A 17422-nucleotide genomic window follows, 5' to 3' on the forward strand; every position below is an offset into this window, starting at 1 on the left:
TGACATGATTGGCACCGTCAGGTGCTAGCATTATCTGCATGCTTGATGGCATCGATGACTTGGCGCAAGGCGTGCGGGTTGAGCCGACGAATCCGTACGATGATATCGGAAACATCGAGGGCATCAAGACGCTGCTCGACGGCCGTAGTCAGATCCTGAATGAATTGTTTCTCCACGACATTCAACTGCTCAGGCGGCGCCCTAAGTGTTTGAAGCAGTTGGTCACACTCACGGCCGGACAACTCATCGACTTTTCTATCCAGGCCTTCGAATTGCGCGAGCCAGCGCTCTGCCTCGATTCGCTCATGCTGCTGTTCAAGATCACTAGCGCGGCTCCGCAAAGCTTCGCAGATCCGTTCTACGGCTTCCAGGTCAGCCGTGCCGAGATACCCAGGACGCCCCCCTTCTAGCACCTTTAACCTCTGCCGGCATTGCTCGAGCGAGAGGGTATTAATTTCTTCCAGTCGCGGTACGGAGCTGCGCAGCCAGAGAGCCGAGCGCTCATGGGCGGCAGCAACATGGCGTTTGCAAAACTCGCCATAGAGTTCGCGAAACGACCACAGCGGGTCTACCTCAGCATCGTCGCACCATTGATCGAGCTCGGCGCAGCGCGCCTCAATCGCCGAGCTGAGCTGTGCCTCAATGCCCTCCGGACTACCCTCAATGCTGCTCCAGGTTTCCAAATCGAGACAGATCTTTTCGAGTTGTTGTCGCGCATCCTCGATATCCCTAAGGTCGGGCTGCCCAGAAAACACCTCCCTTGCCTGCGCAATCTGCCTCTGCAGGGCTCGGGCGGTATCGAGCGAGTAGATAGAAGTCTGATAGAGTTCCTGCAGGTCAGCGCGGTGTCTTGCGATAGCATCGGTCGCCTCGCTTTGATGTTGTTGCAACTGCTCGACAATCTCGTCAAGGTCCGGCTCCTGCAGCAGCTGCCGAGCCTCACGAAGCTCCTCACTGAAACGATCAGCCTGGCTCCGAACCGCCTCGAGTTCGACAATAGCTGCTACGGGCGAAATCGTTGTCATTCTGGCGAACTGCCGAGCCTCAGCAAAGACGCTTTGGTACTTAAAACGGTCCTCCACGGTGGCAATGGAGTTCGTCTTCTGGCGATCAACACGTTCTGCAAGCGCCGGAAGATCTAGCCGCCTGCAGGTTGCCGCGGCTCTCTCCATCTTGTGGCGGTACTCGCCAACCTCTTGAGGCGATCGGCAGTGTGCCCGCTCAATCCAGCGCGGTGCTTCCTGCTCCAACTGGCTGCGCACCCACGGCAGTAGCCGCTCGACATAGTCGACCTCCTCCGCTTCCCACGCGCCGTTCGTCACCTCTTGATGGAGCGCGACCAGCCGATCACACACGGCAAGTGCCGACAGCGAGTTGGCCTTTTGGAAGCTGCCCTCAAGCTCGCGCTGAAGCTGCTCGAATTTGGATTCGAAGGTCTGCACCGTCGCTTGGGCCTGACTCGCCTGATCGACCAGTTGCTCATACTGGTAAACAAACTCAACCGGCACGGCACTTTCCCCTTCGAGGGATTTCGCCTGCTGACGATATTCGATGCGCTGTCTGTGCCGAGTGGCATTGCGCCAGTCTTCTAAGAGATGCTCCCAACGTGCTTGGGCATCCTCCGCGATGAAATGAACCGTTGTACGTGCGAGTACCTTCCCATTTAGGTCATTGGCCTTAAAAGCTTCCCCAATCCAGCCGGCCGCCTGAATGGCTTCCCCGTCAACGAAGAGCCTACGTTGCGGCCAACGTCGCGCCACAAAGAGCCCTAAGATTATCCCCGCTGAAGCAAGGCTGCAGCCATAGGGAGCAGCAATCAGCGCCCGTCGCGATTCCTCGAGTGAGCGTGAGAGCTTCTCTTGATGCCATCCGTCGAGCGTATCGAGCACGTCGCTAATGCGCCGGTTCCCCGGCTTCGCGGCGAGTGACCCGTCTCGGTCAAATACATCCCAAGCACGCGCCAGCAATTGGCTTGCTCGGTTACGCAACCGAGTCCCACGCGACTGCACCCACTCAGCGTCAGCCTCTCCACTGACAAGCGCCCGCACAATCTCGAGACAGTCTTTCTTGGCCGTAGTGCCAACCCCCGTGCCTGTGGAAAAACCATCGAACGGGAATGGGACAACCTGCGGGTACACGACGGCAAGTACTTCCTGCCCAACCTTGGACAAGCGACCGCTCGGCGCCTCATCAAAGCCAGCCACCTCATGTAGCCGTTCGCTTAGTGCCTGCGTCGTCGCACTCTGCGCGAGATTTACCACCCGTTCGGCCTCGGCCGACACGAAGCGCCGGTAACGCTCCTTATCCTGCTCGGTCAGGCCTCGTTCGAGCACCCACCAACGCTGCAAGCTCTCGGCGAGGCGCCCATCGGCATCACATAATAGTGATACCCAAACTGGGGCCTGCATAACCCCGTGCTTCCGCAGCTCGTCGTTGAGCCCCGCGCGCACGACTCCGCGGACGCGCTCGAGGTCCTCGGAACTACCGACATAAGTGTAGATTATGCGACCTTTGGCTTCGTTTACATCCGCCGCCTGCCTCCAGTCCTTGAAGGCGTTCACAATGCTATCAGTGATCGAATCCGAGGCTGCATACACTGGCTCGAAGAGCCAATCCTGCGTTGCAACACTTTGCGCCTCTGCGAAACCTGGATCGACGGCCTGCAGGCCACATAAGGTTCGCGCATAGGTCCTGAATAGGGGCCCCGCCACTTGCGTCGCCGGATCTGCGGCACGGCTTCGGAGCAAGTGTCGGAACTGACCGCGCGTCGCGGCATCCTGTATAAGCTCGTACTGCCCGAAGTCGTCGTTCCACTCAAGGACACCGAGTTCCTCACCTAGGTGATGCAGCGCCGGCGCCAGGGACCCGGTATGAACCCCGGCAGCAAGTGCGAGAAACCGCTCATATTTGTCGCGTTGCGGAAGTCGCACTCGCAACTTGAGAAGCACCGCCGCGGCCGCGAGAATGCGACGGTCATTGGCTTCGAGCTGAGCGTCGCGCTCCTCAAGAATGCCCTGCAGGGTCTCAGCGACGGCCCCGCCGCGCGCCTGCTCTGCCGCCACAAACTCAGGCAGCATGTCAGTCAGGAGCAAATCTGCGGCGGAAATCACCCGCGCATGTCCCGTGCCCGTCAAGGCCGGTTGCTCAGCGATGCGCTCAACGGAGGCTTTGACGATGTTTAGCGCCGAACGTGACTGCACGACATCTTGCTGCCGGGTCAAGAACCAGACCGCTAGCGGATCTAGCGGCCAGCAGCCAGCGCAGATCACCTGCCGGAACTGCTCAAGCTCGTGCCACACCGGTAAACGCGTGGCCTCGGGCAAGGCCTGTATAAAGTGATAATGAGTGACCGCAACCTCATCACCTCCGGCGACATCACCTCTGGCAACCTGCCGATCCACGAAGTCAGCGTCGCGCTTCTCAATTAGGTGGGCAAACAACGTTTCGAGATTCGTCGAGAGATACGACTTGTCCGCCGCATCGAAACGCGTGATATAGCGCTGCAAATGCATCAAGTCACGGCGCTCTATCCGGCTAGCGTAGGCCTTGAGGTCGTACTGGATAAAGCCGAGAAAACGTGCTCGGCCAGCGCTGTCCTGAACACCTTGGAACAGCTGTTGCAGCGCCGAGTCCCCGGCGAGCTGCGGCTGCTCAGCTGCGTACTCTAGGAAGCGGCCAAACTCATCGAACAGGATAAGCATCCCACTGAACGGCCCGTTTTCTCCACAGTAGAGGGAGGTCACGGTGACGATCAGGTCTTGCACCGACTCCAGACCCTCCACGGGAATGTGTGTGCCGTTCGCCCGCTCGAAGATGGTATCGACCGCACTGTAGGTAGCCTCGTCATGCTCACTCAGTAGGGCAATGATCGACTCAGCATCGCCTCCTGGCAGCTCCTCGGCAAAGTCCGCGCCGCGAAGAGCGAAGTTGCGCACGACAAACTGTTCGGCGGCTTTGAACCGCGGCGAGAGCTCTTCAACGGCAGCAAGGTCACAGCCGGCGGACCTCAACTTGACGATGATGCTCCGGCTGAGTTCCGCGCCGAGATTGAAATTTGCCATGCCGTCGAGCAACACCGTTAGCACAGGCTTCTTGAGTGAGTCGAGCGCCGTGGCGAGCCGCCCCCCTACGTCTACATCAGCGGCCTGGACGTTCTCTTGGATCTGGACAGCAAGCTCGCCGGACGGGTCATTCAACAACTTGGCAAGCGTGACGGCCAAGTGCGACTTACCGGAGCCATAACCAGCTATGGCCAGCGAGAAAGGATTACCTTGGAACGTCTCGCCATGCGCGAGTCCCTCGACTAGATCAGTGCTGAAGGTCGCGGTATCCCGCAGTACATAGCCATCGCTCGCATCCTCACGCGTAACAGCGTGATAGCGCGGTCCATGGAAGACGAAATGGCTCGCGGCCTTCAGCGCACGCTCAGGTGCCTCGCTCACCCACCGCAGCTGCACCGCGCCGTCAAAGAACAGGTCGCTGCGAAAGCGTACGATGTCACCGACAACGTGCTTAGGATCAGTGTCAGACGAGTCGGCCATACATTAACCTTAGGGCTTCATCCGTGGAGACGAGACGAGTCAGAATGGGCGCTCCGGTTTGTCGGTCGACCCGTAACAGCCCCCCGTTTTCCATCGCACTCAGAAAGCACGACTGTTCTTCTAAATTCCAACCGGCCGCGGTAATCAGACCCGAACATGCCTCAAGTTCATTAAGAGCGATTTGAGTGTCGTCGGGCATGGAAGCATCCCAATGAAGAAATAGGAGCGCTCCCACAGTATCGTACAGGGCTGGATGCAGCGGTACCTTGCGCAGCAGCACGCGATCCGCGTCCTGCAAAATGGCCGCGACCTTGCCAAACCCCGCAGGGTCAACGTACGTCCGAAGTAGGGGACCGATCGCGTCACGGCTCGAGCCGAAGCGATTTTTCAGAAACCGCTCTAAGTCCTCAGCCAGAAAACTGCGCCCGAGAACCGCGGCAGCATCCACGAACACAGCGTGCCATGCCTCAGCTCCGCCATGGTGCCGACAAAGCATAAGGTGGAGAGCCCATTGCGTATTCTCCTCAAGCAGGCACGGATCTTCTCTGAGAACCACTTGCGCAAGCCCTGTTAGCGTGAGCCGGAGGCGCCCCGTCCCCCTCAACTGTTCGACCTCGAGCAAACCCATTCCTTGGGCATACTGCACTAGTGGCTTCACCTTACCGCTCGACTTACCAGTCGGGATACCCGTGCGTGCGGAGATCTCTTCCACGGTACCGCCCTCAGCGAGCTCCGTATCTTTGAGCAAGCTGCTTAGATACCGCCGCTCGGGCAGGAAAGTCATATGGAAACTGAGGGGTAAGCGCTCTCCTTTCAGAGCACTCAAGGTGTATCTCCGATGCGTTCCAAGAGCGGGCTAATGGCAACATGACGGATTTGCTGCCGTAGGCGACCGTCCGGACCCCGTTCGAAGCCAACCGACAGGCACTCCCCCTTTTGCAAGGACGAGAGTAACTGCGTCCATTCATCCATGGTCGAACCCGGTGTACGGTCCTTGAGCACGTTGGCAAAACTCTTAAGCTCGGTGTCGGCTGGCTTAAAAAGCAACATGTGCGCAACCTGGAACAAGCGGTCGCGCTCTTCGCGATTGAAGTTGCTCATCGTTTGGGTAGCAAGGATCATCGAGGCTCCAAACTTCCGCCCCTCGCGGAGATATTTTTCAAGCGGCGATCCACTCCGATGATCAAGGTTTTGGACTTCGTCGAGCACCACCAAGCGCGGTCGGTTTTTATTTCCGGTCCGCCGCAGGTAGTCCCATAAGTCCCAAAGCAAGAACTCAATGATCAGTCGTTGCACCTCCTTAGGAATCCGAGTTAGCTGCAAGATATTGATGTAACTGCTCGCGCCTTCAAATAGCGCCGACCATGCCTCCTCATCGACGCTGGTAAATGGCTCGGTACGAGCAAGCGGCATTAGCTTATTAGCCAATAGGTCCTCGCCATCGTCGCGCAGCTGGTCATAGAGGGCTTGCAGAGAGAGGTCGCCGGATTGCACACCATGCTCTATCTTGCTCACCAAGGTCGCCTGTTGCTGCTCCCCAAGAGAGGTGTAAACCGCCGTAAAGATGGTCACCACCCGCTTGGCTACGTCAAAGGGCGTCTCCTGAAAGCGTCCGATGCCTTCGATCTCGCTACTCTGGAGTCGAAATGGATCGAGCGGCAACTTGCGCCCGGCGGCCAGCGCGAAGGTCTCCGGGTTCACCGTCTCACTCAGTTCCGGCTCGAGCTGCCCAGGTAGAAAACCGTCTGTATAGTCGATAACCAGGGAAGATTGCCCTGCCTTGGCCATTTCCAGCAACACCGCTTGAATAGCATAAGTCTTACCTTGCCCAGAGTTGCCGAATACCATCAAGTGCCGGTTTGGCAACTGCGAATGATCGTATTCCCAATAAACGGGTGCGGCGACCCCACCACCATGTTTAGTCAGCTCATAACCGAGTAGAATGCGCTCGGGCATGCTGGAAGTAAGGTTCATTGGCGACACCCTCTCCGACTCCTCCAAGGGTTCGATCTCAGCCCCTGCCGTAACCTTTGAGATCCCCGGCTCCGGGTTTTCCGGTTGCGTAACCGGTGCCTCCGCAACGGAGACCTGATGTTCCGCCCCCGCCGCTACGGGAGACTCTTGCTCAGGCCGAGACCAACCTTCGCCCAGCTCGCTTGGCGATGTCCGAGATGTGGCCTCCTGCAATTGCACTTCATCAGCGCGATCCTCCCTGACAATCCGGACCGCCTGGTCTGGCCAAAGCTGATCACGCAGTTGGGGCTCCCCACCCCTTAGGGCCGTAAGTGTCGCCCGGGACCCAACCGAAGCGTGGTAGACATTGAGCGGTACGTCCCCGGTGCCCAGCAGCGGACCAACAGTTCGGGCCGGACGGAGGCTCGGCGTTTGATCAGGGTCGTCAGTCCAGAAGGTGGCGGCGACCGCGCGCCAGTAGACATCGAATGAACCCTCGGCAAGCTGCTCAAGCGCCCGGTCTACCGCGCGTTCCTTGCTTGACTCGATCGGGTGCAGGTTCCTCACCACCAAAGCTCGATGGAGCTGCGCCCACCAATAGCGGCGGTCGAAGTCGCTCGCCCGATCGCGCACGCTGTTGGGCAAAAACAGCGTGCTCAGGTGCTCCACACCGACCGCCGCCTGTGTCACGGCTTCTTCGACATGCGTAGGCGAGCGCTGGCCGACCTTGCATTCGACAACGGTTGCTTCAACGGTAAAGTGATCGCCGTCCAAGTGCGCTTCTAATAACAAGAGATCCGGTACATAGCCATGCTCTGCACCCCTAAACCAGTGTGGGAACGAATCGAGCGGAATCGCCGCACACATGATTGCGTTGGACGGGCCTAGATAGATTCGATTGGCGATGGCGTAGCCGATGACATTACGCATTACCCCTTCATTTCCAAGCGCTCGCACCAATGACAAACCGGTGATAGCCTGAGCCTCGGTCACCAAGCACTGTGCGGCGCCTTGACAGTCCTCGTCAGACCAGCCCCTAAAGATCAATCCCAACTGCCGAGCGGTCCCTTGCAACAACTCGCCAGCGGTGCTTGTCTCCGTCGAAAGTGTCAGGTTGAACTCGCCGTACGCTCCGACACCGGAGGTAAATCCAACCAGTTTGCGTTGCTCGGATGACTCACCATCGGCGTCTAATATCAACGCCTTGTCGACAAAACGGTCGACACAGGCGACCCAGCGGGCGAGTGAATGCATGCAACGCATCATCGCTCGCTCTAAATCGCCATATTCAACCTGATTAAAGATCAGATGGTCCCGGCTCGGATGATCCGGGTTCTTAAGACGTGCGCTAATCTCCGCGTGACGGGCAGCGAGTTGAAAGCGACGGTTGCTCACTTGCCCCTGCCTTAGGTGCGGATCGGTCGGTCGCACGGGTCGAGGATGCTCGCTGATTGGGAACTTACCGATATTTCCGGGTCCCCAGTCGTGGGTAAACTCCTCTACCGGCACAATGCTGTCACCACCTGTCTGGTCGTTGAGAAAATCGAACAGAAAACCGAGGTCATGCGGCTCATCGACCGCCGCAAGAAATGTCAGCACTTCCTCGCGGCTGTGAGCTGGGAGATAGGCAAGTGTAAGCCGGCACGGCCGTAGCTGCCGACCTCCTTCGTCACTCCAGCTCTCCTGCCAACGGCGCAGCACCTCCTGAGCGGCCGTCGGCGACGGACCGCGACCGATGATCCTAACGCTCATCATATAGGGCACTGTTATCGCAGGATCCTGCCGGCCAAGCTCTTGCTGTAAGAAAGCCTCAATGCCGGCGATCAATGGCCGCAAATCTTCGACGTTGGCGGCCATTACCGCAAGTCGATCCGACGCATACGGGTGCACTTCGCGGTAGTCCACTAGCGTTTGAGTGATGACCCGCGATTCGGGTGAGGCTCTCCGGTATTCGGACAGGCTCCCGCCGTCGCTTACGTCCTCGGCTCGCATTTCAGCTTGGGCGGCAAGCGTTGGGGCCGCGACTGGACGCTCTCCTAATCGATGCAGCAGCCCGAATGAGCGCAAATTCGTGGTTAGACGCCGCGACGAATCGAACACCAAGCCGTAAAGCGGTCGACGTAGCTCGACTAGGCCTAGAAGTCGATCAAATTTCGCGCGCCCGGAACGATGGCCGTCCTCCACGAGGCTTTGCCCCACCTGCAGAAACCCGTCGCGTAGGAAGACCTCACGAGCCTGCACAGTTTCGGCTATCGCCGGCGTAATTCCTGTAGCAAGCGCCACAGGAATGTAGGCACTCGTCGACGATATATCGTTCGGCACACACAGGAACGCCTGGTACAACCTCCGGAGAAGGTCATCTCCGTAGGCTTGCTTCTCCTCATCTCGCCTCAAAGCAAGATCAACGGCCGATTTATAGGTCCTGACTAGATCCCGTAACGGCTTATCCAACGCCGCAAAATAGCCCTTCGTCGCTAGCTCACGCACAAAGTTCCTATAAGCGGCAGACAACTCGGCCAACGCAGCTTCTATGTCGCTATCGAGATCGCCCACCGGAAGACCATCAAGCACGTCGCTATAAGAGGCGGTGCTCAAAGCTGACGTGAACATGCGGTGTGCCTCACCCGCATCGAGGGCGAAGTACAACTCGTCCAAGGCCGAACCGACATGCACCACCGGAAGACGCATAGACGGATCGTTACGTAGCTCGTTTTCTATCAGGCGTGCGCTAGTTAGCCGCACCCGCTCTTCGTGATGAGGGGCAAGGACCCAAACGAAGCTCCGCTTGACAGTAAGGTCACCGGTCTCGGCCACCGCTTCTACGCGAAATCGTAGGCGGCTTTCTTTCAGCCGTTTCGACTCAATCGTCAATCCCCGGCCGGCACTACCAAAGAGAAAGACGATCGGAATCTCACGGGAGTCACTGCCGTCCTCCGACTCCGTGCTAAGTGGAATCTTGAATTCCGCCAAGAACTTGTCTAGGCCCCCAACTAATCCTTGAAAGACCTCCTGGGCACCGCCAAGGTCGTGATCTTGATCGTCCTCAGTGCCATCGAATTGAAATGACTCGATCGAAACCTCAATCCGCTGAATCTGGTCTGCTGCCGACCTCCGGCCACAGCCAGCTACGAAGTCATGCAAAGTGTCGAAAACTGCGCGTAAAAACACCTCGAGACTCGGCCCTCTGAGGGTCTGATCACGGACCTTCTTCAGCTTGGCTTTCGGTTTACGTTGTAAAATTTGCGTTACGACGTAGAAATCGGTCTGCAACAAACGTTCCTGCACTTGCCGACTACCGCGCTCGATAAATTCAGAAACTGTATTGGTGAAGTCCTGAACGTCTTGGTAGATCACGCCGGACCGGGTTTGCGGCGCTACAGCCAATTCCGACTCCGCTTGAGCAATGCGCTCGAGCGCTCTGATGCGCTCCCGCTTCTCACGGAACAACTCGCGGTCGAAGATCTTCGCAGCGATCGGCAACAGATCGATCCGCCGGACTGGGTCGGCCGGCGAGAAAAGCGGCGGAATACCCCAAAATGGCAAGTTCTCGAATGCTAGCCCAAGGAAATCGCTTGCGCTATCGCAGCTGGCGCCCTGAGGTAGCAGTACGTCGACAAGGAACTCCGATAAGGCCATCAGATTGCGTGGCCGCATCTGAAAGAGCTGGCGTAGAAATTGATCGAAGTCGCGCCCGCCCGCGCCGGTGGCATCGGCAAGGCCAGCCTGGTTAAGGCTATAGTCCACCCAGCCCTGGTAGCTCGCTCCCATACAATCCCGAAAGAGGGCCTCATCCGTCAGCGTATAGAAATCAGCAAGCCCGCCGCGATCGGTAGCGTGGTCGATGCCGACCAGCATCACCAACAGCAAATCCGTATCCGCCTCGGCAGTGAGGTTACGATAATGAGTAAGCCGGTCATCGGTGTCGATCCATCCTTGCTGCAACAATCGATCGATCTCGCCCGGAGGCGCACCGCTCTCACGCCAATGGTCGTGGAGCCCCTTTGCGACTCGCATCTCGCAGCGCACTCGAGCGGTCTTACTATCGAGGAAATCGCGAACCCCATTGAAGATCTGGTAAACCGCGCCCGGCGGCATAGACTGAGCGAAGACACGCAGCTCCCCCGCGCCCTCATCCTCGAGCGCGTGATTGATGAGCCCGGCGATATATCCTTTAAAGGTTCTGGTAAACAGATGCATGTATGCGTCTCAGTCCGGGGTTTCTACGAGCGGGGTCGCGTCGGAAAGCGCGATCAGGAAACCGCCGCGTTTAAGCTCGTCTTCAAGCCAAGCAGCGCTGTCGCGCTGGGGCGCCAAGCGAATACCCTCGGCCAAGGTCGACGACGCAGCCTCGATTTGAGCTGCGCCCACGGCGATACCGAAGTGCCTGTATAAACGCCACAGGAACTCATCGAACGAAACCCGTTCGCCGGGCGGAATCAGCGCTAGAGCGGTAGCCTCGACAAGTGTCCCCGAGAGGGTGAACCGCATCGGGCCAGTGCGCGGCACTATCAACCCTATTTGCTTCCCCAAGGCGCGAAAAAGCCGGAAGGCATGCTGATCCGCCTTGTCGGCTGCTGCGTCGGTCGGCGAAGCGCCCGAGAGTGCTGGCACCTCCTCGGAACGCACCGCCTTGTACAGGAGGTCCTCCGTAGCGCTATGCGACGCTTTTGAAACCTTACCAAGATCGGTGCCGAGCCCTGCTTGCGGTCCAACAGTGATCCAAGCGTAGCCCCCGGCGAAGTCCGCAGCCTGCGGCTGCCCATCCGGCCCAACAAGCCGCGCCGCCTGGAAACAGATACTCCGCAGCACCTGCAAACAACAAAGATCCTGTAGCACCCGGACCTTGCGCAAGGAGTCCTGCTGGGAGGCCACGATATTGGCGAGTTCCCAGGCAAACAACGCCGCTTCCTGGGACGAGGCGCGCGGCACCCAACCGAATTTCTGGTCGTTCTTGAGTTCCTCTATCGCGGGCTCTCGCGTGCCGGCATGCTCGATAACACTCCCAAGCTCCGCCAACGGCGCATCGATCTCACCTAGAAGTTCGTCGAGGCCATGCTCCACCCGCGCTGCCACCTCCGGCCAGTGAATGTACGGATAGCGTCCTTCCAACCACTGCTGGAGATCTGGCGGGGTCCCTCGTAGGGCATGCCACAGCTGCAGGAATAGCACCTCGCCGCCGCGCGCCATGAAATTATGAGAGCCGCTGGTGAAATACGGCCTCGCCTCCCCCCAAGTCTGGACTCCCTTTTTAAGGGCCGCACTGTGGCGCCAATCCACCTCACGTGAGAGAAGAAAGCGCGACGCGGGGATAAAACTATGGGTCGCCCACGTCCTTTGCCCAGCGACGCCTACGAAGCCCGAAAACAACTCTTGCAACACCGCGATGGCCTTATGCTTTTCGTCAGGGCGATCGGCCTCCACTGCACCTTCAAGATCTGATATTAGCTGTTTGAATCTCTGGACGTGCGCGGAGTGCCGCGTCTCGAGCTTCGATGACGCAAAAAAAGAAAACAATTTCACCGCCAAGCGACTTTCTGGACAGTAAGCTAGCTTCTGCCGCGGCACGCCCTCAAACGGCGGAAAGCCCGAGGCCCACTTTTCGCCCGGTAACTCCTTTTTTGAGCTGAAACAGAGTAGAAACTCGCTCAAGTACTCTAACGGAGTTTGATCGCGATAAAATCTGCGTCCGAAGGCCCGTACGGCTAGATTTGAGTCGGTCTTAGGTTCGAGACCTATGTCCGGAAAACGGCTGCAATCGCTCATTATTGATATACCAATTTCTGTCCGTTGCCCTCCACACTGAACGTGTGGGTCTCCACCTCACCAGCGGCATTTATTTGAAGCACTTTTATTGAATTCTGCCCCACCGATTTTTTAGCCAGCAACTGGCCACGAAACTCTTCTAGGCTCGCACGATGGATCGCATCGAGCTCATTGGTCAGCTCCCCACGGCTGCGGCTCTCAATGTAATCCAGAAGTGGCAACGTCAACTCCAACCGCGCCGAATCATGGCTAAGGATTGGCAGCGCACGCTCCCGATCAAACGCAAGATCGAACTCCTCTACAGGAACTGAATTTAAAATAATTTGTACAGATTGGAAAACCCGTTCATCTGGACGGCGCAGCGTAATGAACAGCCGCTCGCGCTTCCCCTCCGGCACCATGCAACCAATGTATTCTTCCATTAACACCCCGACCGTCATTTTGATGAACTTGCGTTTCACGAGACCTGCATCGACACCACCAACCTCGACCCATTGGGCTAACGTGCGCAACATCGGTGAATGTAGAAACTCATCGATCAGGACGCGTTCAAGCGCCTCGTAGCTGGCCCGGGGTTTGCCGAACATGTACGCTAACCGCCGCAGGCGCCGGCGCACCTCTCCTCCGGCCGCGTGACGCGCCTCTTGTTGACGACGCCTCACCTCGCCATCGACAGACAACGGCATCTCAAGAGCCTCGGCTAACTTGCCATCCTGCACGAGCTGGTCAAGGGTTGGAGCCGAGGCAGCCCCGAAGTGCAGATCGGCCATTTGCCGGAGGCAAAAAAGAGCATCTTCCGCTTGCGCAGTCCGCTCGCCAACGTAGCCGAAAAAGCTCTCGCTAAAAAAGGCCCGCGGTCCCTCTGCCGCGGCCTGCGTCACCACCTCTTGACAAGACCGCCCGCCGGTCAAGCTAAAGCTCATGTGCCCCGATAGTTGACGCATGGTCATGCGCCGCCCGTATGCGGTTAACCTCTCATACACATACCGCACACGCTTAAAGGTAACCGTTCTCGCCTCGCGCAACAGCTCAACGTTCTGCCTAATCGGGCAGCGAACCGACGCCCGACAATCACCACAAGCCTCCCAAGCGGGATGGTCTACCATCTTACCGAGTAATTCGACAGCAACGTTGACATTGTCTAGCATGCTCAAATTAGCGATATAGACCTTTTTTCCGTGGATCCCGGGAAAGCTGTTTTCTCTTCCAAGCGCGCCGTTTATCAGCGGTTGCGAAAGTCCACGTAGCACGTCTTGCTCAACCTGGTGTTTCGTTCTCTGCTGCGAAAAATATTCTGTAAACGTACTTAATAACGGCCCGGTATTGCTAACAATTACGGCACTTCCCTTGTCCTCCATTCCTTCCCGTAGCCGCGTAAGGCGATCACTGGCTGACAGCTCGCTCATGTCCTTTACGATTGCCAAAGGCCGCCCGTTGAGATCAACTTTCTCGACCTCCTTCGGGGAATGTGAAAGCTTCACGCCGGATCCCACTCCTAGCGCGCGCCTAAGAAGATCGATTGCTACCGTTGACTTCCCGTCGCCAGCGTGACCAGTAAGCATTATGACTACGTCCTGCTCGTCAGCGAGTACCGCCTCAATACTTTTGGTCAACTCCAGCTGAACATGCAGATCTTGGAAATACCTACTCGTGGCTTGTGACTCAGCGAGTGCATGCCGGTTATCGGCCGATACATTATGGGTAGTATTGAGATATTCAACGAAGGCTTGAGCCTCACTCCCGTGATCGGCGGGGAGGAGGCCGCCCGCCGCCTCGTCCGTCCACTCCGGCCCAGCGATACTCATTGCCGCCTCATAGGCGTTCTCAACAGGACCTTCCAAGGCAGTATTTAGGGCTTCTCGCATGAGCTGAGCATCAGCAAAACGCTGAACGCTCTCGCCCATGGCTTTGCGCATAACGCCCCCCAACCGGTGGGATGCCTCCGGTTGCAGAACTTCGGGAAAGAGCGGCGGCACCGACTCTGAATCTTCCGGCCGCATTCCCGTCGCCCACTCCACCAAGGTTACAGCAAGGGCGTAGAGGTCACCCTGAGGCGACGCCAAGTAACCTTCCTTAGTTACCAAGTCCTGCGCCACATAACCGGGCGTCCCCCTAATTAGGGTCAATCCCGGATTGCTCGCGACCCCTAAATCAATTAGCTTCGCAACACCCTTCTTCTCGTCAACAATAATGTTCCCAGGTGTCACGTCGTTGTGAATTATTATTTCGTTCGTGTAAAAACCCTCATCGCCCCCCGAACACCCGTTATGCAGAGATTCAAGAGCGATCAGCATCTGGCGAGCCACCTCGGCAAAAAGATCCACGCCAGGGCGTTCCTTCCGGGCAATTAGGGTGGCAAGACTCGTGCCCTCGGCATAATCTTGGACAATACACCAGTAGACTCCGGCCCAAAGAAGCAATGAGCCCCGAGAGCCTACGACGAATGGGCTTCTGACTTGATTTAAATAATCACGCTCAGCAAGGCAACGATCTCGTGGGACATCGGAAGCGAAGATCTTTATAGCTGCCGGAAACCCGTGACTTTCACCATAGAACACCCAACTCGTGCCGCCGCGTCCGAGCTCGCGAACTAACTCCCATGTCTCGTGCTCATCGCCAACCTGTGGATCCCGAGGGGTGGGATGCTCTTCTACAACCGCAGTGGTCGCCCTAGACTCCCCCAAGAATTTCGATAATTGATCGGCAACAAAACCCGCCGTTGGACGGTTTTGAGGGACTTGGCTAGACATAGTCTCTGAGAGCCCCTGCAACTCCGCCAGCGCATGACTAGAACCGTCGCTCGCTTTTAGAAGTTCGTTGAGCAAGCATCCGAGACTAAAGATATCTGATGATAGATCGGGTTTTCCGACAAGCGCTTCCGGTGCAAGATATTCTCGCTCCAGTTCATCTACATCTTCATCTTCATCGAATACTGTATGGTCCGAATCTGCGTCGAATGTAAGGTCAAAATCGGTTAACTCGACATGATCATCGCGACCGACTATTACGCTTCGAGGAGTAAGGTTACGATGGATGAGCCTCTCACCGGCGTGAATATGGGTAAGCGCCAACGCGATATCCCGAGCCACTTTTACGGCGAAGTGGAGGCTTAATCCGACCCCAGCCTTGAGAATCTGATCGAGCGTTTGAACGTCACTCCATGGGCAAACCTCGACTACCAAATTACGTTCATTGGGATGTCGGTGCGCTGGACGGATATTGGGGTGCTGCGGCAACTGCTCGAGGGTATCGAGGCTTCGGAACTGCCGGGCTTGCACTGCAGGGTCCTTGCTCGCTGGCCCGAATACGCGCAACCGATATAGCATTTCGCCGCGAGCAGGGCTAGCTTCGGCGAGATAGCTTACGTAACGCTTCGTGTGCTCAATATCTTTAATAATCTTGAAGCCAGAGATCTGGTCGGCGTAGTCCTCTCGCTTTGGCCCTCCAGAGAACCGAATATCTAGCTTCTTCTTGAGATTCAGGAACTCTTTCGGCGTCAATTGCCGACGCCCCGAGGCAGCATCACGCTTCACACGCTCGCGCAGATATTTCGCAAACTCGTCGACCCCATCGAAGGTCAGGTGATCCCCCAATACGCGACCAGTAGTATCGAGCCTTTTGATGGTGTCAAACGCTGAATTAGCACCGGTAACTATCGCGCTGCTTGCAGTAAGGACCACGATGGACTGCACAAATGGGACTCGTGTCGCTGGCAACGCTTTCTCGAGCAATGACTTAAAAACTTTGGCCTTGGGCAGGTTGACCTCATGAGGATCGCGCGTCGCCCGGCCCGCACGCCACCAGAGATTATCTGAAACGTGAACGTCTCCTTGCCAGTGCTTAAGCTCAACCACAGCGGCAAAGTTCTCAGCTATAACTAGAAGGTCGCACTCATGATAGACGTTTCGGCTTTGGTCCGAGATATAAACGCTGGGATACAGCTCAAGATCGCTCCGTTCCGGAACCTGCTCCTTAAGCTGTGAAAACGCCGCGCGCTCGTGCTCGAATTCAGAGTGCTCGTATGACTTCATCCTTGTCTTCCTGTGTTCACAGAATGAGCGAAAATTTCTAACCGAGGACGCGTGCTGGCCAGGAGCACAGCGCGGGAGGCCCAAACCACCCACAACTGCGCCTGACCACGGAGAATGTCACATACCCGGCCCTAAATGGACCATATCAGACTGGAAGCTTCAGTTGGCGAAAGGCCCGTTCGGAGTGGTCGGGCTCTTGCGGAACCGGCCCAGGAGCATCATGCGCGAAGGGGTTCCAGCAGGACGGAAGGAGTTAGTGCGCAGTGCATGTGGCCAGAACACGTTTGCACTATGGGTAATGGAATGCAGCGCAAGCGACCAGGGCAGTGGCATGAGAGGTTCCGCCTCGTCGGTAGGACACCCGAACATCATGGCCTGATCGCCAGCAGCCAGCGCCTTCTGATAAGCGTCCAAGGCACGCGCGATTTCTCGGCTCTGCCGCTTGAACCGGAGCTCTTCCCCGTAGGCATCGGCGTCCATGCCGACGTCGCTGGCGCGATACCCGCCGGCCATTGGTGGGCCAAGCCAGATCCGTTGTCGGATCGCTCAGACAACACCAAAACGGTCGCCGCCGCGGCGGCGGCGACCGCCGAAGATGCTGAGATTTTTACAGCGCGCCGCTCGAAAGCAACGCCGATAACCCCCGAAAGCCAGGCCAACTATTGACGGGGATTCGGGACGACCGACGCATTTCGGCGATCCGCCGGCGCTGAGCGCTGCTCTGGCGGAGAGACTTGACGAGTGAAACATGGAGACTGGAACCCGCGCCGAACCTGGGCGAGGTATCACAGCCCTGCGCATCGGCACGAAGGCAATCAGGTTAGCCCATTAAGTGTGCGAGAGACATCAACAAGAAACCCTTGAGGACACGAGGAAGGCCGACGATGGCCGTCAGATTGCTTCCCCTGGAGCCAGATCTGCTTTCGAAGCCCCCCCTTGCCCAGGGCTGGTAGGCTGGCGTGGCCTTCGGCCCGACTCTTAATGTCTCTCAAAATCTCGCTAGACAACTGTGAGGTGGCAAATGCTCACCCCGAAATGGTGAGGCGACCAATCAGTCTGAGAACAGCATAGCGACTCGCCAACCACGCTGCGGGGACGCCTCCTCGACACAATGGGGTTGCTCGATGCGGCGCC

7 protein-coding genes are annotated in these 17422 nt (G+C 57.6%); 1 reads left to right on the forward strand and 6 read right to left on the reverse strand.

Features of this window, described 5'->3' with window-relative positions; genetic code table 11:
• Positions 1-17 precede the first annotated feature (17 nt).
• The 6 genes from F462_RS05000 to F462_RS14080 all read right to left on the reverse strand — a co-directional run bounded on the left by F462_RS05000 (position 18) and on the right by F462_RS14080 (position 16660).
• On the reverse strand, positions 18-4541 hold the full coding sequence (locus F462_RS05000) for a hypothetical protein (RefSeq protein WP_038052085.1): 4524 nt from the start codon (positions 4539-4541) through the stop codon (positions 18-20).
• Positions 4525-5367, reverse strand: a complete 843-nt coding sequence (locus tag F462_RS05005) for a hypothetical protein (protein ID WP_156100394.1) — start codon at positions 5365-5367, stop codon at positions 4525-4527. Before F462_RS05005 ends, F462_RS05000 begins: the two co-directional genes overlap by 17 nt.
• The gene (locus F462_RS05010; RefSeq protein ID WP_038052087.1) at positions 5364-10691 is read right to left on the reverse strand and encodes an ATP-binding protein; all 5328 of its coding nucleotides are present in this window, start codon (positions 10689-10691) and stop codon (positions 5364-5366) included. Before F462_RS05010 ends, F462_RS05005 begins: the two co-directional genes overlap by 4 nt.
• Positions 10692-10700: 9 nt before the next feature.
• Complete coding sequence (locus tag F462_RS05015) at positions 10701-12143, reverse strand: hypothetical protein (protein ID WP_156100395.1); 1443 nt, start codon at positions 12141-12143, stop codon at positions 10701-10703.
• A 113-nt stretch (positions 12144-12256) separates the two neighbouring features.
• On the reverse strand, positions 12257-16288 hold the full coding sequence (locus F462_RS05020; RefSeq protein ID WP_038052089.1) for an NERD domain-containing protein kinase family protein: 4032 nt from the start codon (positions 16286-16288) through the stop codon (positions 12257-12259).
• Positions 16289-16447: 159 nt separating this feature from the next.
• Positions 16448-16660, reverse strand: a complete 213-nt coding sequence (locus F462_RS14080) for a hypothetical protein (RefSeq protein WP_371180513.1) — start codon at positions 16658-16660, stop codon at positions 16448-16450.
• Here F462_RS14080 and F462_RS13960 point away from each other — a divergent pair.
• Positions 16592-16954, forward strand: coding sequence for a hypothetical protein (locus tag F462_RS13960; protein ID WP_244270848.1), 363 nt, complete (start codon positions 16592-16594; stop codon positions 16952-16954). The two genes, F462_RS14080 and F462_RS13960, sit on opposite strands and share 69 nt — an antisense overlap.
• The last annotated feature ends 468 nt before the right edge of the window (positions 16955-17422 follow it).

The organism is Thioalkalivibrio sp. ALJ1, from assembly GCF_000745395.1.
In the GTDB taxonomy this organism is placed as follows: domain Bacteria; phylum Pseudomonadota; class Gammaproteobacteria; order Ectothiorhodospirales; family Ectothiorhodospiraceae; genus Thioalkalivibrio.